The sequence below is a fragment of the Paraprevotella clara YIT 11840 genome, from assembly GCF_000233955.1.
Classification (GTDB): Bacteria; Bacteroidota; Bacteroidia; order Bacteroidales; family Bacteroidaceae; genus Paraprevotella; species Paraprevotella clara.
Map to the genome: position 1 here is coordinate 230,676 of NZ_JH376616.1, position 17,480 is coordinate 248,155.

The following is a 17,480-nucleotide window of genomic DNA, read 5'->3' on the forward strand; positions in this document are numbered from 1 at the left end:
TTTATATCAACGTTCTACGTAAATCCCTTACCCTTACGGCCTTGCCTTCCTGTTTGGGCAAAGTCCCCTTGGGTACCAGTCTCACCACGGGCGTCAGAAGGATTTCATCTTTCAGTTGGCGTGTGATTTCACGGGTCAGCGCCTGCAAGCGCGGATAGTCGTCGCTGAATTCCTTCAACTCCACTTCCACCGTCATCAAGTCGTTGGCCTCTTCGTTGGTCAGGGTTATCAAATAGTCCGTCCCGAGTTCTTCAAACTGCATCAATACCGTTTCAATCTGAATGGGGAAGATGTTGACCCCTTTCAGAATCATCATGTCGTCGCTCCGTCCCTTCATGCGGTCGAGCCGCTTATGGTGACGTCCGCACGGACAGTCGCCCGGTAAAATACGGGTCAAATCGCGGGTGCGGTAGCGCAACAACGGCATAGCTTCGCGGTTGATGGTGGTCAGCACCAGTTCGCCCACCTCGCCGTCGGGCACGGGTTCCAACGTCTGCGGATCTACAATCTCCACGATATAATAATCTTCCCAAATGTGCATCCCGTTCTGTTCCGTACACTCGAAGGCCACACCCGGCCCACACATCTCGGACATGCCGAATGAGTTATAAGCTTTCACGCCCAACATCTTCTCGATTTTGCGCCTTTGTTCCTCCGAATGCGGTTCCGCCCCGATGACCAAAGTACGGAGCTTCGTGTCGCGCACAGGGTCTATCCCCATTTCCTCCATCACCTCATGGATACGGCTGGCGTAACTGGGGATGGCATGCAAGGCCGTCGTGCCGAAATCCGTAATGAACTTAATCTGCCGCTTGGTGTTGCCCGCAGCCGCCGGCACCGTCAGCATGCCGAGACGTTCGGCTCCGTATTGGAAGCCCAGTCCGCCCGTAAACATGCCGTACCCCGACGAGTTCTGAAAGACATCGCCCCGCCTCAGGCCGACCATGTACAAGCAACGTGCCACGGCATTGGCCCACTCGTCCAAATCCTTCTGCGTGTGCAGGATGACCGTAGGGGTGCCCGTCGTGCCACTGGAGGAATGCAGGCGCACCACTTCGCTCATCGGCACCGCGGCAAGCCCGAACGGGTAATTGTCGCGCAAATCCTGTTTCGTAGTAAAAGGAATCTTACGCAAGTCGTCCAACGAACGTATGTCTTCAGGAGACAAATGAGCCTCGGCAAACCGTTTCTGATAAAAAGGAGATTTCATACAACGACGGACCGTACGGAGCAAACGCTCGAATTGCAACGCCTCGATTTCCGTCCGCGTCAAAGTTTCTAATTCTTCATGCAAATACATTTCCATTTGTGTTTTAATCATGACGGGGACAAAGTTATAAAAAACTATCGCAAAAAGAGGGCATTTCCTTTTATTTTTTCACGGCATCCTCCATATCTTCCTCCCGGAAGGACATAAAAAAAGGGCTCCGCTGAGCCCAACCTTTGTTAACCTTAAATCTAATACTATGAAAAACACAGTACAAAGGTACAACCTTTTGGCGATTCTGCAAATTTCTTGCTCTAAAAAACATGTTATATAACATATTTTATCTTTTCAAGAAACATTTTCAATCTTCATGGGAATCGAAAGCAAAGTTTTTTGTACCTTTGACCGGACAGAAAAACCAATCAAACAAAACCTGAATGAAAAAGCAATATTTAAAAACCGTGATTCTGGCCGCCGCATTGGCAGGGCCGCTCAACGCCATGGGACAAGTCGCCACTCCGACGCATACTATCCAGCAAACATTTACCATCCCCAGTCCCGACTACAAACTCAGTCCTTACACCGGCATGACGCGTCAAAGCTGGATTGACGCAGCCGAATACTTGTTAAGCGGGGCCTTCACTTACATCCGCACATTGGACGACCCGATGTATTTCCCCAAACAGCTCGACAAGGCTTATCCTAACAATGAAGGACAAGTGCCCACGGCCAAACTGGAAGGATTCTGCCGCACGCTGTTCGTAGCCGCTCCCCTGCTCCGGGAAAAGCCGGAACTCACTTTAAACGGGATAAAAGTGGCGGACTACTACCGCCACCAACTTCTGAACCTCATCCGTCCGGACAGTCCGAGCTTCATCCCTCACCGCAAGGGGGGGCCAAGCCAGATACTGGTGGAATTCGGCGCCCTGGCCATATCATTGTCTGTGGCCAAGGACATCCTTTGGGAACCGCTCACACAAGAGCAGAAAGACCAACTGGCCGCCACGATGCTAAGTTACGGCAACGGTCCGACCATAGGGTCGAACTGGATGTTCTTCAACGTTTTCGTCATCAGCTTCTTCAAGGAACAAGGTTATGCCGTCAACGACCAACGCATGAAAGAAAACCTGGAAAAGATTCTCAAGCTCTATCGCGGAGAAGGCTGGTATAACGACGCGCCGGCATACGACTATTACAGCATGTGGGCATTCCAGATGTACGGCCCCATTTGGGCGCAAATGTACGGGCACTTCTATCCGGAATATGCCGCGCAGTTCATGAAAAACCAGCATGACTTGGCGGACAATTATCCTTATATGTTCAGTGCGGAAGGCAAAATGAACATGTGGGGACGGAGTATCCCTTACCGCTTCGGTGCCGTCGTGCCGCTCGCGTTGTTAGGATATGAAAAAGCCCCGGACATCAATTACGGATGGATGCGCCGCATCGCTTCCGCCACCCTGCTGCAATTTTTGCAGAACCCCGATTTTCTGGAAGACAATGTGCCGACGCTGGGATTCTACGGAACCTTCGCACCGGCTGTGCAGATCTACAGTTGCCGAGGCAGTGTATACTGGTGCGGAAAGGCGTTCCTGAGCCTGCTCCTCCCTGCCGACAATCCGTTCTGGACCGCTGTGGAGAATAACGGGCCATGGGAAAAGGAATTCAAAAAAGACCATGTGTACAACAAATTCCAACCCGCAACGAACCTGCTCATCACCGACTATCCGAATTGCGGAGGGGCGGAAATGCGTTCGTGGTGCCATGAAACGGTAGCCAACGACTGGCAAAAGTTCCGCAGTTCCGAAAACTATAACAAGTTGGCCTACCACACGGAATTCCCTTGGATGGCCGATGGGACGAACGGAGAGGTTTCCATGAACTACGCCACTCTGAACGGCAAGAACCAATGGGAGGTACTCCGTCTCTACACGTTCCAAAGTTTTGAAAACGGCATCTACCGACGCGATGCCGAACTGGAAACCAACCGTGACATCCGGTACAAACTGGCGGACATCCCCCTGCCCAACGGTGTCTTGCGGGTAGACAAGGTCGTCACTCCGGCAGCCACCAAAGTCCGTTTGGGACATTACACCTTACCGGAAATCAACGGCAATCCCGTCGAGGAAGAGAAGTCTTCCAAAGTAAAAGATGCCGTAATACTGCATAACGGGGCATACCGTCTGGCTTTGGTTCCGCTCCAAGGATGGGAAACGGTTACAGCCAGCTATCCGGAAGGGCTGCATCCGGTGAGCCACAAATGCGGACTCATCATAGCTGAAAGCAACGTGGAAAAGGAAAAGATATTCGTCACCTTGATGCTTTGGAAGAAAGGTAAAAAAGGCTTCACGAAGAAAGAACTGTCCCCCGTAAAGGACGTAAAAGTATCTGAAGACCTGAATGCCGTAGACATCACGTTTGCAGACAAAAGCGTAAAACGGGTCTCTTTCTAAGACACTCTAAAGACAAGGGCAAAAGCACTTCCCGGTCGACTCCAAACCAGTTTCGACCGGGATTTTTCTTATCCGTAAGACTCAGGCTTTTCCTAATATCGTCGCCACCAACCACTCCGGTGCAATCCGCATCCAAGGGGCAAGAAACGCCCAACGCCGGGTAATCACGGCTTTCTTTTTCCGTGCACTTATGGCCCTGTAGATAGCCCTCACCGCCTTTTCCGGCTCATCCACCCAAAACAATTTTTCGGGATGGGAAAGCAAGGGAGTACGAACGAATCCGGGACGAACATCCGTCACGCAAACCCTCTTGCGGGAAATGCGTGCACGTTGCCGCAACGCTTCCAAATAGTGGATCTGGTAGGCCTTGGAAGCGGAATAAGCAGGAGCCGGAGCCAAACCACGGATGCCGGCTACCGATGAAATGGCGGCCAAGTGTCCATGTCCTTGTTGCATAAAATACGAGAAAGCCCAGTCCGCCACTGCCGTCCATCCACGCACGTTGGTATCGACTGTGGGTAACTCCAGTCCGTAATCCAAATCCGGATTCATTCGTCCCACTCCGGAACACAAGACCAGTAAATCCAAACCTCCCATCTCACCGGCCAAAGCAGACAAATGCACTGCTATTTGGCTGATATCCGTCACATCCGCCTTTAAACAATGTACTTCGGAATGACCTTTGGCCACTTCTGCCAGCTTATCTCCACGCCGACCGACGATACCTACCACATGTCCGTCACGAATATAGCGTTCAGCCAACATACGCCCCAAACCGGAAGTTGCCCCTACCACTATAATCTTATTCTGTTGCTTCATACGCCTCCTATTTTTATTTCTCTACAAAGGTAAAGGAAAAACAAGCTGAAACCATCCGACTGTTTGTATGGAAACAGGGGCTAGGCAAAAGATTAACAGTTTTTATTGGAAAAAACTGCTTAGGTTTGAAATAAAGGCGTAACTTTGGTTATATAATCATTTATAAAATCAAAGCAATATGAAAAAGCGTAGTTTATGTTTTAAATACGGCAGCTTTAGTGCTGCTCTTTTAGCTCTTGCCTTGGGAATGGCTTCCTGCCATCTGGAGAAAAAAAATGGAACAGACCAAAGTCGTGCCATAAAAACGGAAGATATCACATGGGAGGAAAAGCCTTCATCTGAAGGATGTAAGTTGGCTGCCGCTTATCCGACGGATAACTCCAGTGTCGTGACACAGAACATACGGGAATGGATGAATGAACAGCTCGGTGGCACCTACACCGGAAGTTTGGATGACGGTAAGAAACTACTGGAATACTATGGTACAGAACGTGCGGAGCAGGTGAAACGTGACATTGCTGAAATAGGAGAAAACACGGCCATGGATGCATCTGCCTATTACGTACAATTCAAAAAGGCGTTTGAAACAGAAAAGTTCATCACATATACCTCTGAAATATATGAATATTCCGGTGGAGCACACGGCGGAGAAAGTCTGAGCGGCGGTGTATTCCGTAAATCGGACGGTCGTAAATTCGGTTGGGACATGTTCACGGCAAACGGCAAAGAAAAGTTACGCGGCATGATAAAGAATGGATTGAAAAGTAAATTCTTCAAAGTAAACAGCGATGAAGAACTTTATGAAAGGCTATTGGATGAGAATGCACGTTATACTTTTCCGCTTCCGGAGACTGCTCCGGTATGCAGACCCAACGGAGTAGAATTCATCTATCAGCAGTACGAGATTGCTCCATACGCAGCCGGCATTCCCACATGTACTCTCCCGTATGACTCTTTAGAGAACCTCTTCACGGTGACGATGAAGCCTCTGATAGAAAGTACCACGGACTCTTTGGCCCTCACTTACAACCCGATAGTCAAACGATAACTCTATACGTTTGGTACAAACTATGACGAAAATCCCTGCGTCCTCTCCGGACGCAGGGATTTTCGTTCTATCCATTCCTATCGGTAATGGAAATAATCCACATCCACAAAACCGCTCTCGCTATTATCGTTAAAACAATACATGCCGATACGGTCACCCTTATAATTTCCCCAAGCCATTTGATAGGGCGTTCCGAAAGGCAAGAAATTATCCCCGTCCAAACTATAAGCATATCGGGATTTACCGTCCAAACCCCACTGGCTACTGAACCAGATATGTTTTGACGGGACTTGCATGCCTTTCGTTATCTTGCCGTTTTCACGAAATTCCAAATAGCAAATGCCTCCTTCTTTCGTCACACCGATAGCGGAATGCGGTGAAGAAAAATGGCAAAGACCGGCTTTCTGTCCGTTTTCCATACCGGAAATATCCATTTTCACCACGACCACATTATCCTGCTTTCTGAAAGTCCTTTGTGTAAGCGTATTACCGGCTTTCAATAATTGATTGGGTTCCAACGGACGATAAGCTTTCAGACGCAACCATCCCGGACGTTCAGTCAAGGAAAAGAACCCCTTCCTCGGTTGGTGGTTCCACTGCCATTGCGGAGGCAACCGGCTCTCGTCGAAATCATCACTACGCTGAATGTCTAATTTCTCATCCGCTTGAAAAGGCATCGCTCCGGTCCATTTCATCGTACCTATATTTGAATCCAAAACCTCTCCCAATATAGGCCAATCGTCAATCCAAGTGACAGGCAAAAGGCTGACAATACGACCACTCCAATCACCCGTGCCATGATGCGTCAGAAAGTACCAGTTATTGTCCCTCCCCTGGACTATGCCACCTTGGTTGGGTTCCATCGCTTCCACGGAAGGCAACGCCAATTGCCTTTCTTCTTTATAAGGTCCCGTCACTTTTTTCGATCGTTTGGCCAAGACATAACGCCCGACACCCGGCTTATGTTCACTGAAAACCAGATAATACCATCCGTTTACCTTTATCAATTTGCTGGCCTCTCGGCCGCTTCCTTCATTGATAAGCACAGCCGATTTCCGGTCTATGCTTTTTCCGTCTTCCGACATCTTAAAAAGATAGGTCTTATAACCGTCTGCAAAATGAGTCCCCGCAAAGTAAGCCTTTCCCTTATCGTCCCAAATTGCGGTACAATCATCCCAACCGGGTTCGGACAAAAGAGAAGTCAAGGGCTCCCACGGCCCCTCGGGACGTACGGCAGAGGTCATGAAATATCCTTCATCCGGTGTCCCGAAAAAGAGGTAAAAACGACCGTCATGGTAACGCAACGTCCCGGCCCATATCCCACGGTTATAACGGTTCATGCGTGTCCAATCCAGCTCTTCACCGATTTGGGTCAAATCTTCGACAGCATTCCCACAGATTTCCCAGTTCACCAGATCCTTAGAATGTAAAATCGTCATTCCCGGAGAAAACTGGAACGTAGAAGATATGGCATAATAATCATCCCCGACCCTGATACAATCTATATCACTATAGTCTGACGGGATGACCGGATTCATATACGTCCCATCACCTTGGTCTCCCCAACTTTCCCACTTGCCCCACTCTCTTTGCTGCTGTCCTTTCAGACCAGTACAAAGACAAAGGCTAAAAACGATTGACCATAAATATCTCATTCCTATTCTCGTTTAATAAATATTCCATTCCCAAACTCCTGCAACACCCTCTGAAATCCTGACTCTCAGGAAACGATATTTCCCCTTCGGTTCATCGACATGCGGAGATTGCATCCGCAAGTCGTCATGTCCTCCGCATTTCCTCCATGTAGTCCCGTCCACCGAACCTTCAAGTTGATAAGCATGTCCGGCTGTAGGACGTACAAAATAAATTTCACTGCGCCGTATTTTCCGGGTTCTTCCCAAATCTGCAACAAGCCATTTGTCCTTATCTCCTTCCGCAGCCATCCATCGGGAACCGTTCGCCCCATCCACGGCAAAGGCCGGAACAAAATACTCCGTACGACGACACAAATCGTCTTTCATGGGTTCGATAAACAAGGGGGCCGCCGTACTGGATGCATAAACCGTATCAGCCTTAATTTCTTTCCTTCCCTTCACCTTCCGCAAAGGCCCTACTCCATCCAAACTCAATTTCACCGGACGAATCGTACCGTCTTCATTGAACTCCAAGCGATTTACATAGGTTTGCCGGTTGGTACTGCGGCGGCCGAACTCCAAGTAAGCAAAATAATAATGGTCTTCATCTGTATTGAAGACACAACCATGTCCCGGCCCGAAGACACCTTGTTCGTAATCTGTAGTCGACACAATATCCTGCTCCGGGTATTCGTAAGGCCCGAGAGGAGAAACCTTGCTCATCACATAAGCATATTGATACCTCTCATCTCCCCCTATGGTGTACAAATAATAATAGATACCTTTCCGTTTGAAGAATATAGGGCCTTCCGAATATTCTTTGCGAGGAGTAGAAATCACATGGACAACGGAGTCCACCGTAATCATATCTTTTGCCAGTTTGGCCACATGCCGACGTCCCCAAAACACATAGGCTTGCCCGTCGTCATCTATAAAGACTTCTGCATCGATACCGCCCGGATCTTCTGTCTGCAACAGGGTAGAAGCCGTATAAGGTTTGTAAAACCGGTCTTCCCCGCGAGCCAATTTAAACGGCCCCTCCGGATGGTCGGCGACTGCCGGATACATATAACCGTTAATCGTAGGGTAAATGTAATACTTTCCATTAGCTTGGACTACTTTACTGGGAGCCCAGTATTTCTCAGTTGCTGCCGACGGGAAATATGTCCCGTCGAAACTCCAATGCACGAAATCCTTGGACTTCCATACCACCGGAGGCCCGGACGTTTCCAACCCTCTTCCATATCCGTCCGTCGTGGCATAACAATAAAACATACCATCGATTTCCTGTATGCTGGCATCTGCAATCATATCCGGAACCAAAGCATTTCCAAACGGATTCACAACCTGGGCTTCCATAATGGCAACTACAGAAAAGGCTTGTCCTAAAGCCATTATTCTTTTCCACTTCATTTTCATGATACTATCAATAATATATATGCCGCAAAGATATGAAACAGCATTTATTTCTCTATTGGACTTTATAGCCTTTGACAAGAACTATATCTACCAATTCACATGAAGCGCATGTTCCATAAAGCACAACCATCCTTTGTTTCCCTTCGCACCATAAACAACCGTTACGGCAAGCCGACTGCAAAAACCACAGTCGCGGAAACAAAGGATGGCTTCAATTCGTCAAAGTACGAAAACCTGTTAATTCTTAAAACTGTGTATCGGAGCCGGAATACGACCTATCCGGTTCACGAAATCACCGCAACCGAAAGAGTTGACCGGCATCACGGGAGCATAGCCCAAAAGTCCTCCGAACTCTACCGTATCCCCTACCGTTTTGCCCACTACGGGAATGATGCGCACGGCCGTCGTTTTCTGGTTCACCATGCCTATTGCAGCTTCGTCTGCAATGATACCCGAAATCGTCGTGGCGGGCGTATCGCCCGGAATGGCAATCATATCCAACCCGACCGAGCAAACACAAGTCATGGCCTCCAACTTTTCCAAAGTCAACGCGCCACACTCCACGGCATCAATCATACCTTGGTCTTCACTCACCGGAATAAAGGCTCCGCTCAGCCCTCCCACGTATGATGAAGCCATCACGCCTCCCTTCTTCACCTGATCGTTCAGCAAAGCCAATGCTGCCGTGGTTCCCGGAGCACCGGCGCGTTCCAAGCCGATTTCTTCCAATATTTCGGCCACGCTGTCCCCCACGGCCGGAGTCGGGGCCAACGACAAGTCGATGATGCCGAAGGGCACTCCCAAACGCCGCGAAGCTTCTTGCGCCACTAATTGCCCCACACGGGTGATTTTAAAAGCCGTACGTTTGATTGTCTCACAGAGCACCTCGAAGCTGGCTCCCCTGATTTGGCTCAACGCATGTTTCACCACGCCCGGACCGCTCACCCCCACATTGATGATGGCATCCGCCTCGGACACGCCGTGGAAAGCACCGGCCATGAACGGATTATCATCCGGAGCATTGCACAAGACCACCAGTTTAGCACAGCCCAAAGAATCCTTGTCTTTCGTACGCTCGGCCGTCTGCAAGATAATCTCGCCCATCAGTCTCACGGCATCCATATTGATACCGGTTTTCGTTGACCCTACATTCACCGAACTGCAAATGCGTTCCGTTTCTGCCAAAGCCTGAGGTATGGAACGGATGAGCAGTTCGTCGCTATGGGTCATCCCCTTGGACACGACAGCCGAATAGCCGCCCAAGAAATTAATACCTACTTCTTTCGCTGCCCGGTCTAAAGCATGAGCCACCTTTACATAATCTTCCGGCGTGCGGCAAGCAGATCCTCCCACCAACGAAACAGGCGTAATGGAAACGCGTTTGTTCACTATGGGGATTCCATATTCCTTAGAAATATCCTCTCCGGTTTTCACCAAGTCTTTCGCCAGACGTGTGATTTTATCATAAATCTTCCGGCAAAGCGCGTCCACATCCGAATCCACGCAATCCAACAAGTTGATACCCATCGTAATGGTACGCACATCAAGATTCTCCTGCTCGATCATCTTGTTGGTCTCCAACACCTCATATATATTAATCATATCTTAGCCACAGGATTAAATACGATGCATTTTATCAAAAATCTCTTCGCGTTGGCATTTCACCTGAACACCCATCGACAAACCTATCTCGGCCAACTCGTTCGCCAACACTTCAAAAGGCTTTTCCACCTTAGACAAGTCTGCTATCATCATCATATTAAAATACTCTTGTACAATGGTTTGGGATATATCCAAAATGTTTGCCTTGTTCTCTGCCAAGTACGTACAAACCTTCGCAATGATGCCTACCGCATCCTTTCCTACTACTGTAATAATCGTCTTACTCATAATCTTTAATTCGGGATAATTGCTCCGTAAAAGAAACAGTCTGTTATTCAAAGACGCAAATATAAGAAAATTTGCCGAATAACAGACTGTATTTCTATCAATAATCTATGCTATACCACTTATCCGTAGATAATCTTGCCGTTTTCGTCACGGTTTTCATCGATAAACGATTTCTCGTATTGCGTCATACCTCGCAAAGACATACCCATGCTGGAGAAGCCTCCGTCGTGATAGAGATTCTGCATCGTAACCTTCTTCGTCAAATCGGAGAACATCACCACACAATAGTCCGCGCATTCATCCGCACTGGCATTACCCAAAGGAGACATACGATCGCTGAAATCATACAAACCATCGAACCCCTTGATGCCGCCGCCAGCGGTCGTAAAGGTCGGAGACTGGGAAATCGTATTGACACGGACTCCTTTCTCGCGCCCATAAATATAACCGAAACTACGGGCGATGGATTCCAACAAAGACTTTGCATCCGCCATATCGTTATAGCCGAAGAAAGTACGTTGCGCCGCCACATAACTCAACGCCAAAATAGAACCGTTTTCATTGATGGCATCCAGTTTTTTGGCCGTCTGAATCATTTTATGAAATGAGATGGCGGAAATATCCAACGTCTTATTCAAGAAACCGTAATCCAAATCGTCATACGTACGCTTCTTGCGCATGTTCACACTCATGGCCACGGAATGAAGCACGAAGTCGATTTTGCCTCCCATAACCTCTTGTGCCTGCACAAAGAGCTTCTCCAAATCGTCCACTGAAGTTGCATCGGCAGGAATTATTGTTGCATTGGTCTTTTTCGCCAATTCGTCAATCGTACCCATACGGCAGGCCACCGGGGTATTGGTCAACACAATCTGCGCCCCTTCTTCCGAAGCACGTTCTGCAACTTTCCAAGCAATAGAAGCGTCATTCAGCGCACCGAAAATAATACCGCGTTTACCTTTTAACAAGTTATAAGCCATAAATAATAATCTAATAAAAATTATATTCTTCGTTATCGGGAACAAAGATACAACTAATTTTGCACTTAAACCGCATATTTGTGCAAAACATTGAAAATCCCCACCGGAAATCCGGCGGGGATTGGCTCATTCTTCAGCATCCTGTTCAAATATATTGTATAGCGGCACGCGCCAGAAACCGGCATCGCGGTACCATTTCAAAGAAGTGAAAAACCGCATCATCAACATATCATAACCCGGTTGCAAAAGCTGAGATACCCTCGGTGGCACATAAGTACTCAAACCGCTAAACGCGCCATCTTTAATCGGGATTTCCGGCATCGCGGTATAATCGTTTACCGAACTGTAATCACTATGTTCCTTATAAACCACCGCCTCGTCCAAAATAGTCCTGATTTTCGGGACGTAAGGACTTGAAAGCCCAATGCTGTCCACCCACTCCCCATAATCATACAATTGAAAGCCCGTCTCGAACATCTGTAAATCGTCACGGTCCACCTTCATCAAATGATTCTGTACCGCCTCATCCTGAAACAAAGAATCCATATACAAAGCCAAGGCATTCATCTGCGAAAGATCGGAAACACTGATGGAAACGAAATCATCCCACTCCACATCGTTATTCTGGAAATGTTTCATATAAGCCTGAGCTGCACGCGCCAGTCCGGCCGCATCCATCTTCAGCAGATGAGGTAGAGCCTTATCGTAAGGGAATCCCTCTGCCGGAATGGAGTTGGGAGCTGCAAGGAAATAATGCGCCCGGTCTTTCAGCTCATACGCCGTCTCCATATTGGCCATCAAACAAGCGTCGAACATAATCACATCCATATACGGACATCCCTCAAGAGCCTCACGTATATCCGTAATATTCATGCTGTAGCCACTTTCCTCATCCCCGAAAGCACGCTTCCTTACCGTATTTGGCGTATAAAGGCTGCCGTTGGCATGAGAAGAGAACGCAACTCCTTTTCGCTCGGCCGGATACAGCGTAAAGACATCATTGATGACTTCCTTCATCACTTCCGGGTCCACCGAATACTGGTCCGGATAAGTCTTCACAGTTGTCTGCTGCACTTTTCCGCTGTTATCTTTCCCAATCAGATATAATGTCGGCACCGAACTGATATCGGCATACACCAACACATTGGCATTGATGTCGGATTTGCCGTATCCGATTTTCATGTCACTGATGTTGGCATTCAGATACTGTTTCAAATCGTTCTGCCCTACCATATATAAAAGGTAAGTGGCTTCTTTGGGCTGGTCTACGTCAGGCCCTCCCTTGTCCGTATCGTCCTCGCAGGCTGCGAACACGCAACCCATCATTAACGCTCCGATACAGCCTTTTATCCTAAACTCCATATTTATACGTTTTTTTATCAATTTCACAAAGGTACTAAAAATGAAATACAATCCAAATCTTTTATCAAAAAAAAGCGACATGGCAATCTGGCAAAAAACCAAGAGGAAGATTGATTCAACGCTTTCTTCACTCCGCAGAAACAAGTGGCCAGCCCTCTTCATCCCATGTCATCTCCCGAAAAAATAATTTACTGACTCCATCCTCTGAAAGACTGTAACCATGGGCCATGAAATAATCTTTTCCATCGAAATGATAAGCCGCACTATGCCCGATGGCCACAAACTCATCATTGCTGTCTACAACCAGACTTCCTCCGCCTCGCGTCAGTTCCCGTCCGTCTTTATCCACATAAGGACCGGTCACCCGGGTGGAACGGCCTACCACTACCTTATAATCGCTCTTCAACCCGCGACAGCAAAAATCGTAGGACACAAACAAATAATAATAACCGCCATGCTTGAAGATAAACGGGGCCTCGACAGAATTTACGGAACGCGAAGGTACGTCGGAAGCCCCCTCGAACTGGCGTGTGCATATTGTGTACAATTTTTCCGGTTTCAAAGTAGAAGTCAAATCCTCGGTCAACCGTACCAACTGGATACCTCCCCAAAAGGAGCCGAACGTCATCCAAGGGTTCCCTTCCTCGTCTATGACAATGTTCGGGTCGATGGCATTAAAGTTGTCATGGGAATGCGACACGATAACCGCGCCGGTATCCGTCCACGGCTCATCCGAGTCTGGATTCAAAGTCTTGCGATAGGCGTGGCCAATGGCTGAGGTATTTTTACCGAAAGTGGAACAGGAATAAAAAAGATGATAATTTCCCTTATAATAAATGATATCCGGTGCCCACGTATGACCTTCATATCCCTTGATACTATCCACAGCCCACTGAGGAGGAGCCGAAAAAACACCGTGCCGGATAGTCCATTCGGATAAGTCTTTCGACGAGAAAGACGAAACGTTGTGTCCAGTGGAATAAAGATAATATGTATCCCCTTCTTTTGCCATGACAGGGTCATGTACCAACGGTTCGCGCACTATACGCCCTTTACGGACTCCCTCTCCTTGTTGGGCATAACCGCTCATCAGTGCAGAAAGCCCCAACATACCTATAAACAATGTTCTTTTCATGAAATAAGATTAATGATTTCGATAACTATTTTAATATCCGCTCAAAAGTTGGAAGACGGCTTGTGTATAATCCGCCATTTTCTGTGCCTTATGAATTTTCTTGCGGCATTTCCGGTCACCTTCGGGATATATATATTCCCAAAAAGCTTTCATTTTCGTCAGCAGTTGCTTCTCGCCCCCTTCGAGTGTCTGGACATAATGGTCCAACAAATCCGCATGCAACGCCCGCAAGGACGACATGCGCCGCTCCATGCTCCACGCCGTGCCCTCATGGTATTCGATAGCTACCCAAGGGGCTGCCAACAACCCACGTCCCATCATGACGCCTTCCAAAAAGGGCATTCCCTGCTGTAATTCACTAAGAGACTCTACCGTCGTGACATCGCCGTTATAAACTACCGGATGGCGACATTCACGGGCAAAACGAAGAAAAGCCTCACGGTCGCATTCCCCCTTATATTGCTGCCGTCCTGTTCTTGCATGCACCACCACCCGTGACAAACGAGTCTCATTCAACACAGAAAGAAGCTCCATGCACTCTGCCGCATTCTCATATCCCAAACGCATTTTTACGGAAAAAGAGATGTCCGGATAACGTTCCACTACCTGTAGCAATCCTCTCACCCGTTCAGGTTCAGGCAAGAGACCGCATCCCTTTCCCTTTTTCACCAACATGGGAAAAGCGCAGCCCATGTTTAAATCCACCTCCTGATATCCATAGGGAACTACCTGAGCCAGAATCTGTTCTGCCTCTTCGGCCGAAGCCGCTATGATTTGAGGAACAAGATGCCCTACTTTGTTTGCATCCGGATGCAAATCACGTACATCCTTTCTTCTCAGGCCACCGTGCTCCCAACGGATGAAAGGTGTGTAGTACACATCCACTCCACCGAAGTGTTTCTCAAAAGCATTGCGGTAAGGAGCCTCCGTAAGCCCCTGCAAAGGAGCCATATATATCTTTAGTCTTTCCATATCTATTTTTCCGGTTTCTTTATATCCCGTATAATACGTTCCATTTCATCGAATTCCGCTCCCTTGTTCTGATTCAGGTAAACTTGATACAGCAAAGGCGCCCAACGGGAAGCCTTATCCGGAGACAACCGACGCACCTGTTCCAAAGGCTCCTCTGCCAATGCGTAATACGTCATCATTTCCGTTCTGTATTTCCGATATGCAGCACTTTTCAGCTCTGATTTTTTCATCGCATCGGAAGACGCTTTGGCCATATTGCAATAAGCCAGCCCCTTAAAATAATTAGCCTCAATATTCATGCTGTCCAGAGTCAGAACCACATCACAATTCGCTATACAATTCTTATAGTCATCTTTACGCATGTACACCAATGCCTTTGCATACCAGAACAAAGCATTCTTCGGGTCGTATTGTATCATCCGGTCTGCAAACAACAACGCGTCGTCGTATTTCCCTTTACGATTCAGAAACTCCTGCAAGCTGGTGAAAAAATATGTATGGTCAGGGAAATTCACAATACCCCTTTTCAATTCCTTCACCCAAGCTGCAGTATCATTCAAAGCCAAGTGCGACCTACAAAGATACTCCTGCACATACTGTTGGTTCTTGAAGTAACGCAAAGCCATCGGAGCATAACGTATCACGCCCTCGTAAGCCCCGATATGGTATCCTGTGGCTATAATCCAATAGGCCACACGGGAATACATCGTATCCGTCTGATTCAAGAAGTCGCTCTTCAATGCCGGATATTCGGCCGAAGACAAATATAAATCCAAGAATCGGAATGCTTCCGTATAATTCTTCTTTCTCAAATAGAAGCGTCCGCCATTCAATAAATTGGCACGATGTTCCAGCAGTCTCTTACGAGCCGACGAACGAAACTTAAAACGCCCTTTGTAGTCTGAAGCCAACTCCACGGAATCACATTTCTCGAAATATTTATAGGCATTGTAGATACTATTATAATAAAGCACCGTATCGTATGCACGTTTCAAATAGATTTTTTCGTTTTCAATGTCATTCAACCTGCACTGCACCAATGCCGCCGTATAATACAGTTCTGCACGTTTCACTACTTTTTTCTCGCCGGAGAGCGCATCCATCAGGCTCTTCTCTGCGGCATCCAGCCGCTCCCTTACCTTCTTGGCTTCATCCCCGTTCTCCTCATATCTGGCGTTCTTTATGGTTTTACGCGCTTCACGAACCACATTGGCACCGTCCAGTGTCTGACAACAAACCCCGAACATACAAACCATTGCCCAAAAACTCAATCTACTCATCCTATATAAAACAAAAGGGTGATGCCCACACTTTCATTGAACACCACCCCAATTCTTTTTTACTTTATCATTATCTCCTACCGCTTACTTGAGATAAGTATCCATCTCTGCTTCTTTAGCCTTTTCTCCGGTTATATAATACACCGTCTTCAGACGAGAAGCCCATCTCTGCGGATTGTCAGGCTCAAGTTCCTTGACTTTCAGGAAGAACGGTTCTGCCTTCTTATACCAAGACTTCACTTTTTCAATCTCCTTGTCATATTCGGCTTTCTTCATGTTCTTCGTCTTACCGATTGCTTCGTTGATGCCATATCCTGTATTACAGCAGCATACACCGGCATTGTAATAAGCATCCGTAAAAGTAGGATCTATTTCCGCACTCTTCTCAAAGAACGGCAGAGCTTCCTCAAATTTCTCCTGACCGAACAATACTACACCTTTTGAATAATTGGCAATCTTATTATTCGGGTCGGCCGCCAAAAGACTGTTGGCAAACTCCAACGAAGCCGCATCGTTCTTCTTTTCGGTGTAATAAGCTAACAAATTCTGGGCTATCACCTCATCTGCCACTGCATACTTCTTCGAAGCATCAACCCATTGAGCCGTATCTCCCTTTTCCAAGAGTGTCATCAAATGTAATTGTTTTACCGTCTTGGCTTCTTTATCATACTTCAATGCCTCTTCCAAATGAGTAGCGACCTTATCAAAATCTTTACCCTGGTAAGCTGCCAGACAAGCATAATAAGCTACTTGATTTTTGTCAAATACACTATCGTTCAACACCTTCGGCTCATCAGCCACCAGTTTATGGTTCTGCGGATAAGTCAACCACGCATCGTATGCTTTATAAGCTCCCGCAAAATTCTGATTTTGGAAGTCAAACTGACCGACGTACATCAAGAAAGTACGGAACTTCATCAAGTTGCCTTTGTTCTTTTCCGCATATTCCTTTTTCTCGTCATACTCGTTGCATTTTTCGTATGCGTCCAGACAAGCATACAGGTTTTTAGCAAACTTTGCCGTATCCAAAGGCTGGTGAGCAGCCGCTTTGTTCAGTTCGTCTGCAAAAAGCCTTTGGTACAAATCTCCCTGAACATCCCAAGCCAAAGCCATGTCTTTGGTTTCTCCGCTGTTCAAAGCTTCCGTCAACAACGTCTGGGCTTCCTCTATTTGATTGTTGTTAATCAATCCCTGAGCTTTTTTCACCAGTCTGTTCTGCGCGAAAGCACCGGTTGAAGCAACCAGCAATGCAATTGATAATACGTATTTATTCATAACTTT

General features: G+C 47.4%; 14 protein-coding genes. 2 read left to right on the plus strand and 12 right to left on the minus strand.

What is annotated here, in order from left to right; all coding sequences use genetic code 11:
* Position 1: 1 nt before the first annotated feature.
* On the minus strand, positions 2-1,300 hold the full coding sequence (locus tag HMPREF9441_RS12560; protein WP_172634962.1) for a phenylacetate--CoA ligase family protein: 1,299 nt from the start codon (positions 1,298-1,300) through the stop codon (positions 2-4).
* Positions 1,301-1,644: 344 nt separating this feature from the next.
* Here HMPREF9441_RS12560 and HMPREF9441_RS12565 point away from each other — a divergent pair, with 344 nt between their 5' ends.
* Entirely contained in the window at positions 1,645-3,660 is a 2,016-nt protein-coding gene (locus HMPREF9441_RS12565) for a DUF2264 domain-containing protein (RefSeq protein WP_008621757.1), read from the plus strand.
* Between the two features lie 81 nt (positions 3,661-3,741).
* On the opposite strand, the gene HMPREF9441_RS12570 is transcribed toward HMPREF9441_RS12565, so the two are convergent.
* Complete coding sequence (locus tag HMPREF9441_RS12570; RefSeq protein WP_008621758.1) at positions 3,742-4,479, minus strand: SDR family NAD(P)-dependent oxidoreductase; 738 nt, start codon at positions 4,477-4,479, stop codon at positions 3,742-3,744.
* A gap of 178 nt (positions 4,480-4,657) precedes the next feature.
* Here HMPREF9441_RS12570 and HMPREF9441_RS12575 point away from each other — a divergent pair, with 178 nt between their 5' ends.
* Entirely contained in the window at positions 4,658-5,527 is an 870-nt protein-coding gene (locus tag HMPREF9441_RS12575) for a DUF3298 and DUF4163 domain-containing protein (protein ID WP_008621760.1), read from the plus strand.
* A 77-nt stretch (positions 5,528-5,604) separates the two neighbouring features.
* On the opposite strand, the gene HMPREF9441_RS12580 is transcribed toward HMPREF9441_RS12575, so the two are convergent.
* The 10 genes from HMPREF9441_RS12580 to HMPREF9441_RS12625 all read right to left on the minus strand — a co-directional run bounded on the left by HMPREF9441_RS12580 (position 5,605) and on the right by HMPREF9441_RS12625 (position 17,474).
* Entirely contained in the window at positions 5,605-7,182 is a 1,578-nt protein-coding gene (locus tag HMPREF9441_RS12580; RefSeq protein WP_008621762.1) for a glycoside hydrolase family 43 protein, read from the minus strand.
* 12 nt (positions 7,183-7,194) lie between these two features.
* Positions 7,195-8,574, minus strand: a complete 1,380-nt coding sequence (locus HMPREF9441_RS12585) for a family 43 glycosylhydrolase (protein WP_244949762.1) — start codon at positions 8,572-8,574, stop codon at positions 7,195-7,197.
* Positions 8,575-8,817: 243 nt separating this feature from the next.
* Entirely contained in the window at positions 8,818-10,182 is a 1,365-nt protein-coding gene (locus HMPREF9441_RS12590) for a PFL family protein (protein WP_008621772.1), read from the minus strand.
* Between the two features lie 15 nt (positions 10,183-10,197).
* On the minus strand, positions 10,198-10,470 hold the full coding sequence (locus HMPREF9441_RS12595) for an ACT domain-containing protein (RefSeq protein WP_008621773.1): 273 nt from the start codon (positions 10,468-10,470) through the stop codon (positions 10,198-10,200).
* A gap of 119 nt (positions 10,471-10,589) precedes the next feature.
* Entirely contained in the window at positions 10,590-11,450 is an 861-nt protein-coding gene (locus tag HMPREF9441_RS12600) for an enoyl-ACP reductase FabI (RefSeq protein WP_008621774.1), read from the minus strand.
* 126 nt (positions 11,451-11,576) lie between these two features.
* Positions 11,577-12,812, minus strand: a complete 1,236-nt coding sequence (locus HMPREF9441_RS12605) for a clostripain-related cysteine peptidase (RefSeq protein ID WP_244949763.1) — start codon at positions 12,810-12,812, stop codon at positions 11,577-11,579.
* 127 nt (positions 12,813-12,939) lie between these two features.
* Positions 12,940-13,947, minus strand: coding sequence for a family 43 glycosylhydrolase (locus HMPREF9441_RS12610; RefSeq protein ID WP_008621776.1), 1,008 nt, complete (start codon positions 13,945-13,947; stop codon positions 12,940-12,942).
* Positions 13,948-13,977: 30 nt separating this feature from the next.
* Positions 13,978-14,919, minus strand: a complete 942-nt coding sequence (locus HMPREF9441_RS12615; protein WP_008621777.1) for a tRNA-dihydrouridine synthase family protein — start codon at positions 14,917-14,919, stop codon at positions 13,978-13,980.
* A 2-nt stretch (positions 14,920-14,921) separates the two neighbouring features.
* Positions 14,922-16,199: a tetratricopeptide repeat protein gene (locus tag HMPREF9441_RS12620; protein ID WP_244949764.1), complete on the minus strand. Its 1,278-nt coding sequence runs from the start codon at positions 16,197-16,199 to the stop codon at positions 14,922-14,924.
* 84 nt (positions 16,200-16,283) lie between these two features.
* On the minus strand, positions 16,284-17,474 hold the full coding sequence (locus tag HMPREF9441_RS12625) for a UDP-N-acetylglucosamine--peptide N-acetylglucosaminyltransferase SPINDLY family protein (protein WP_244949765.1): 1,191 nt from the start codon (positions 17,472-17,474) through the stop codon (positions 16,284-16,286).
* Between the last annotated feature and the right edge of the window lie 6 nt (positions 17,475-17,480).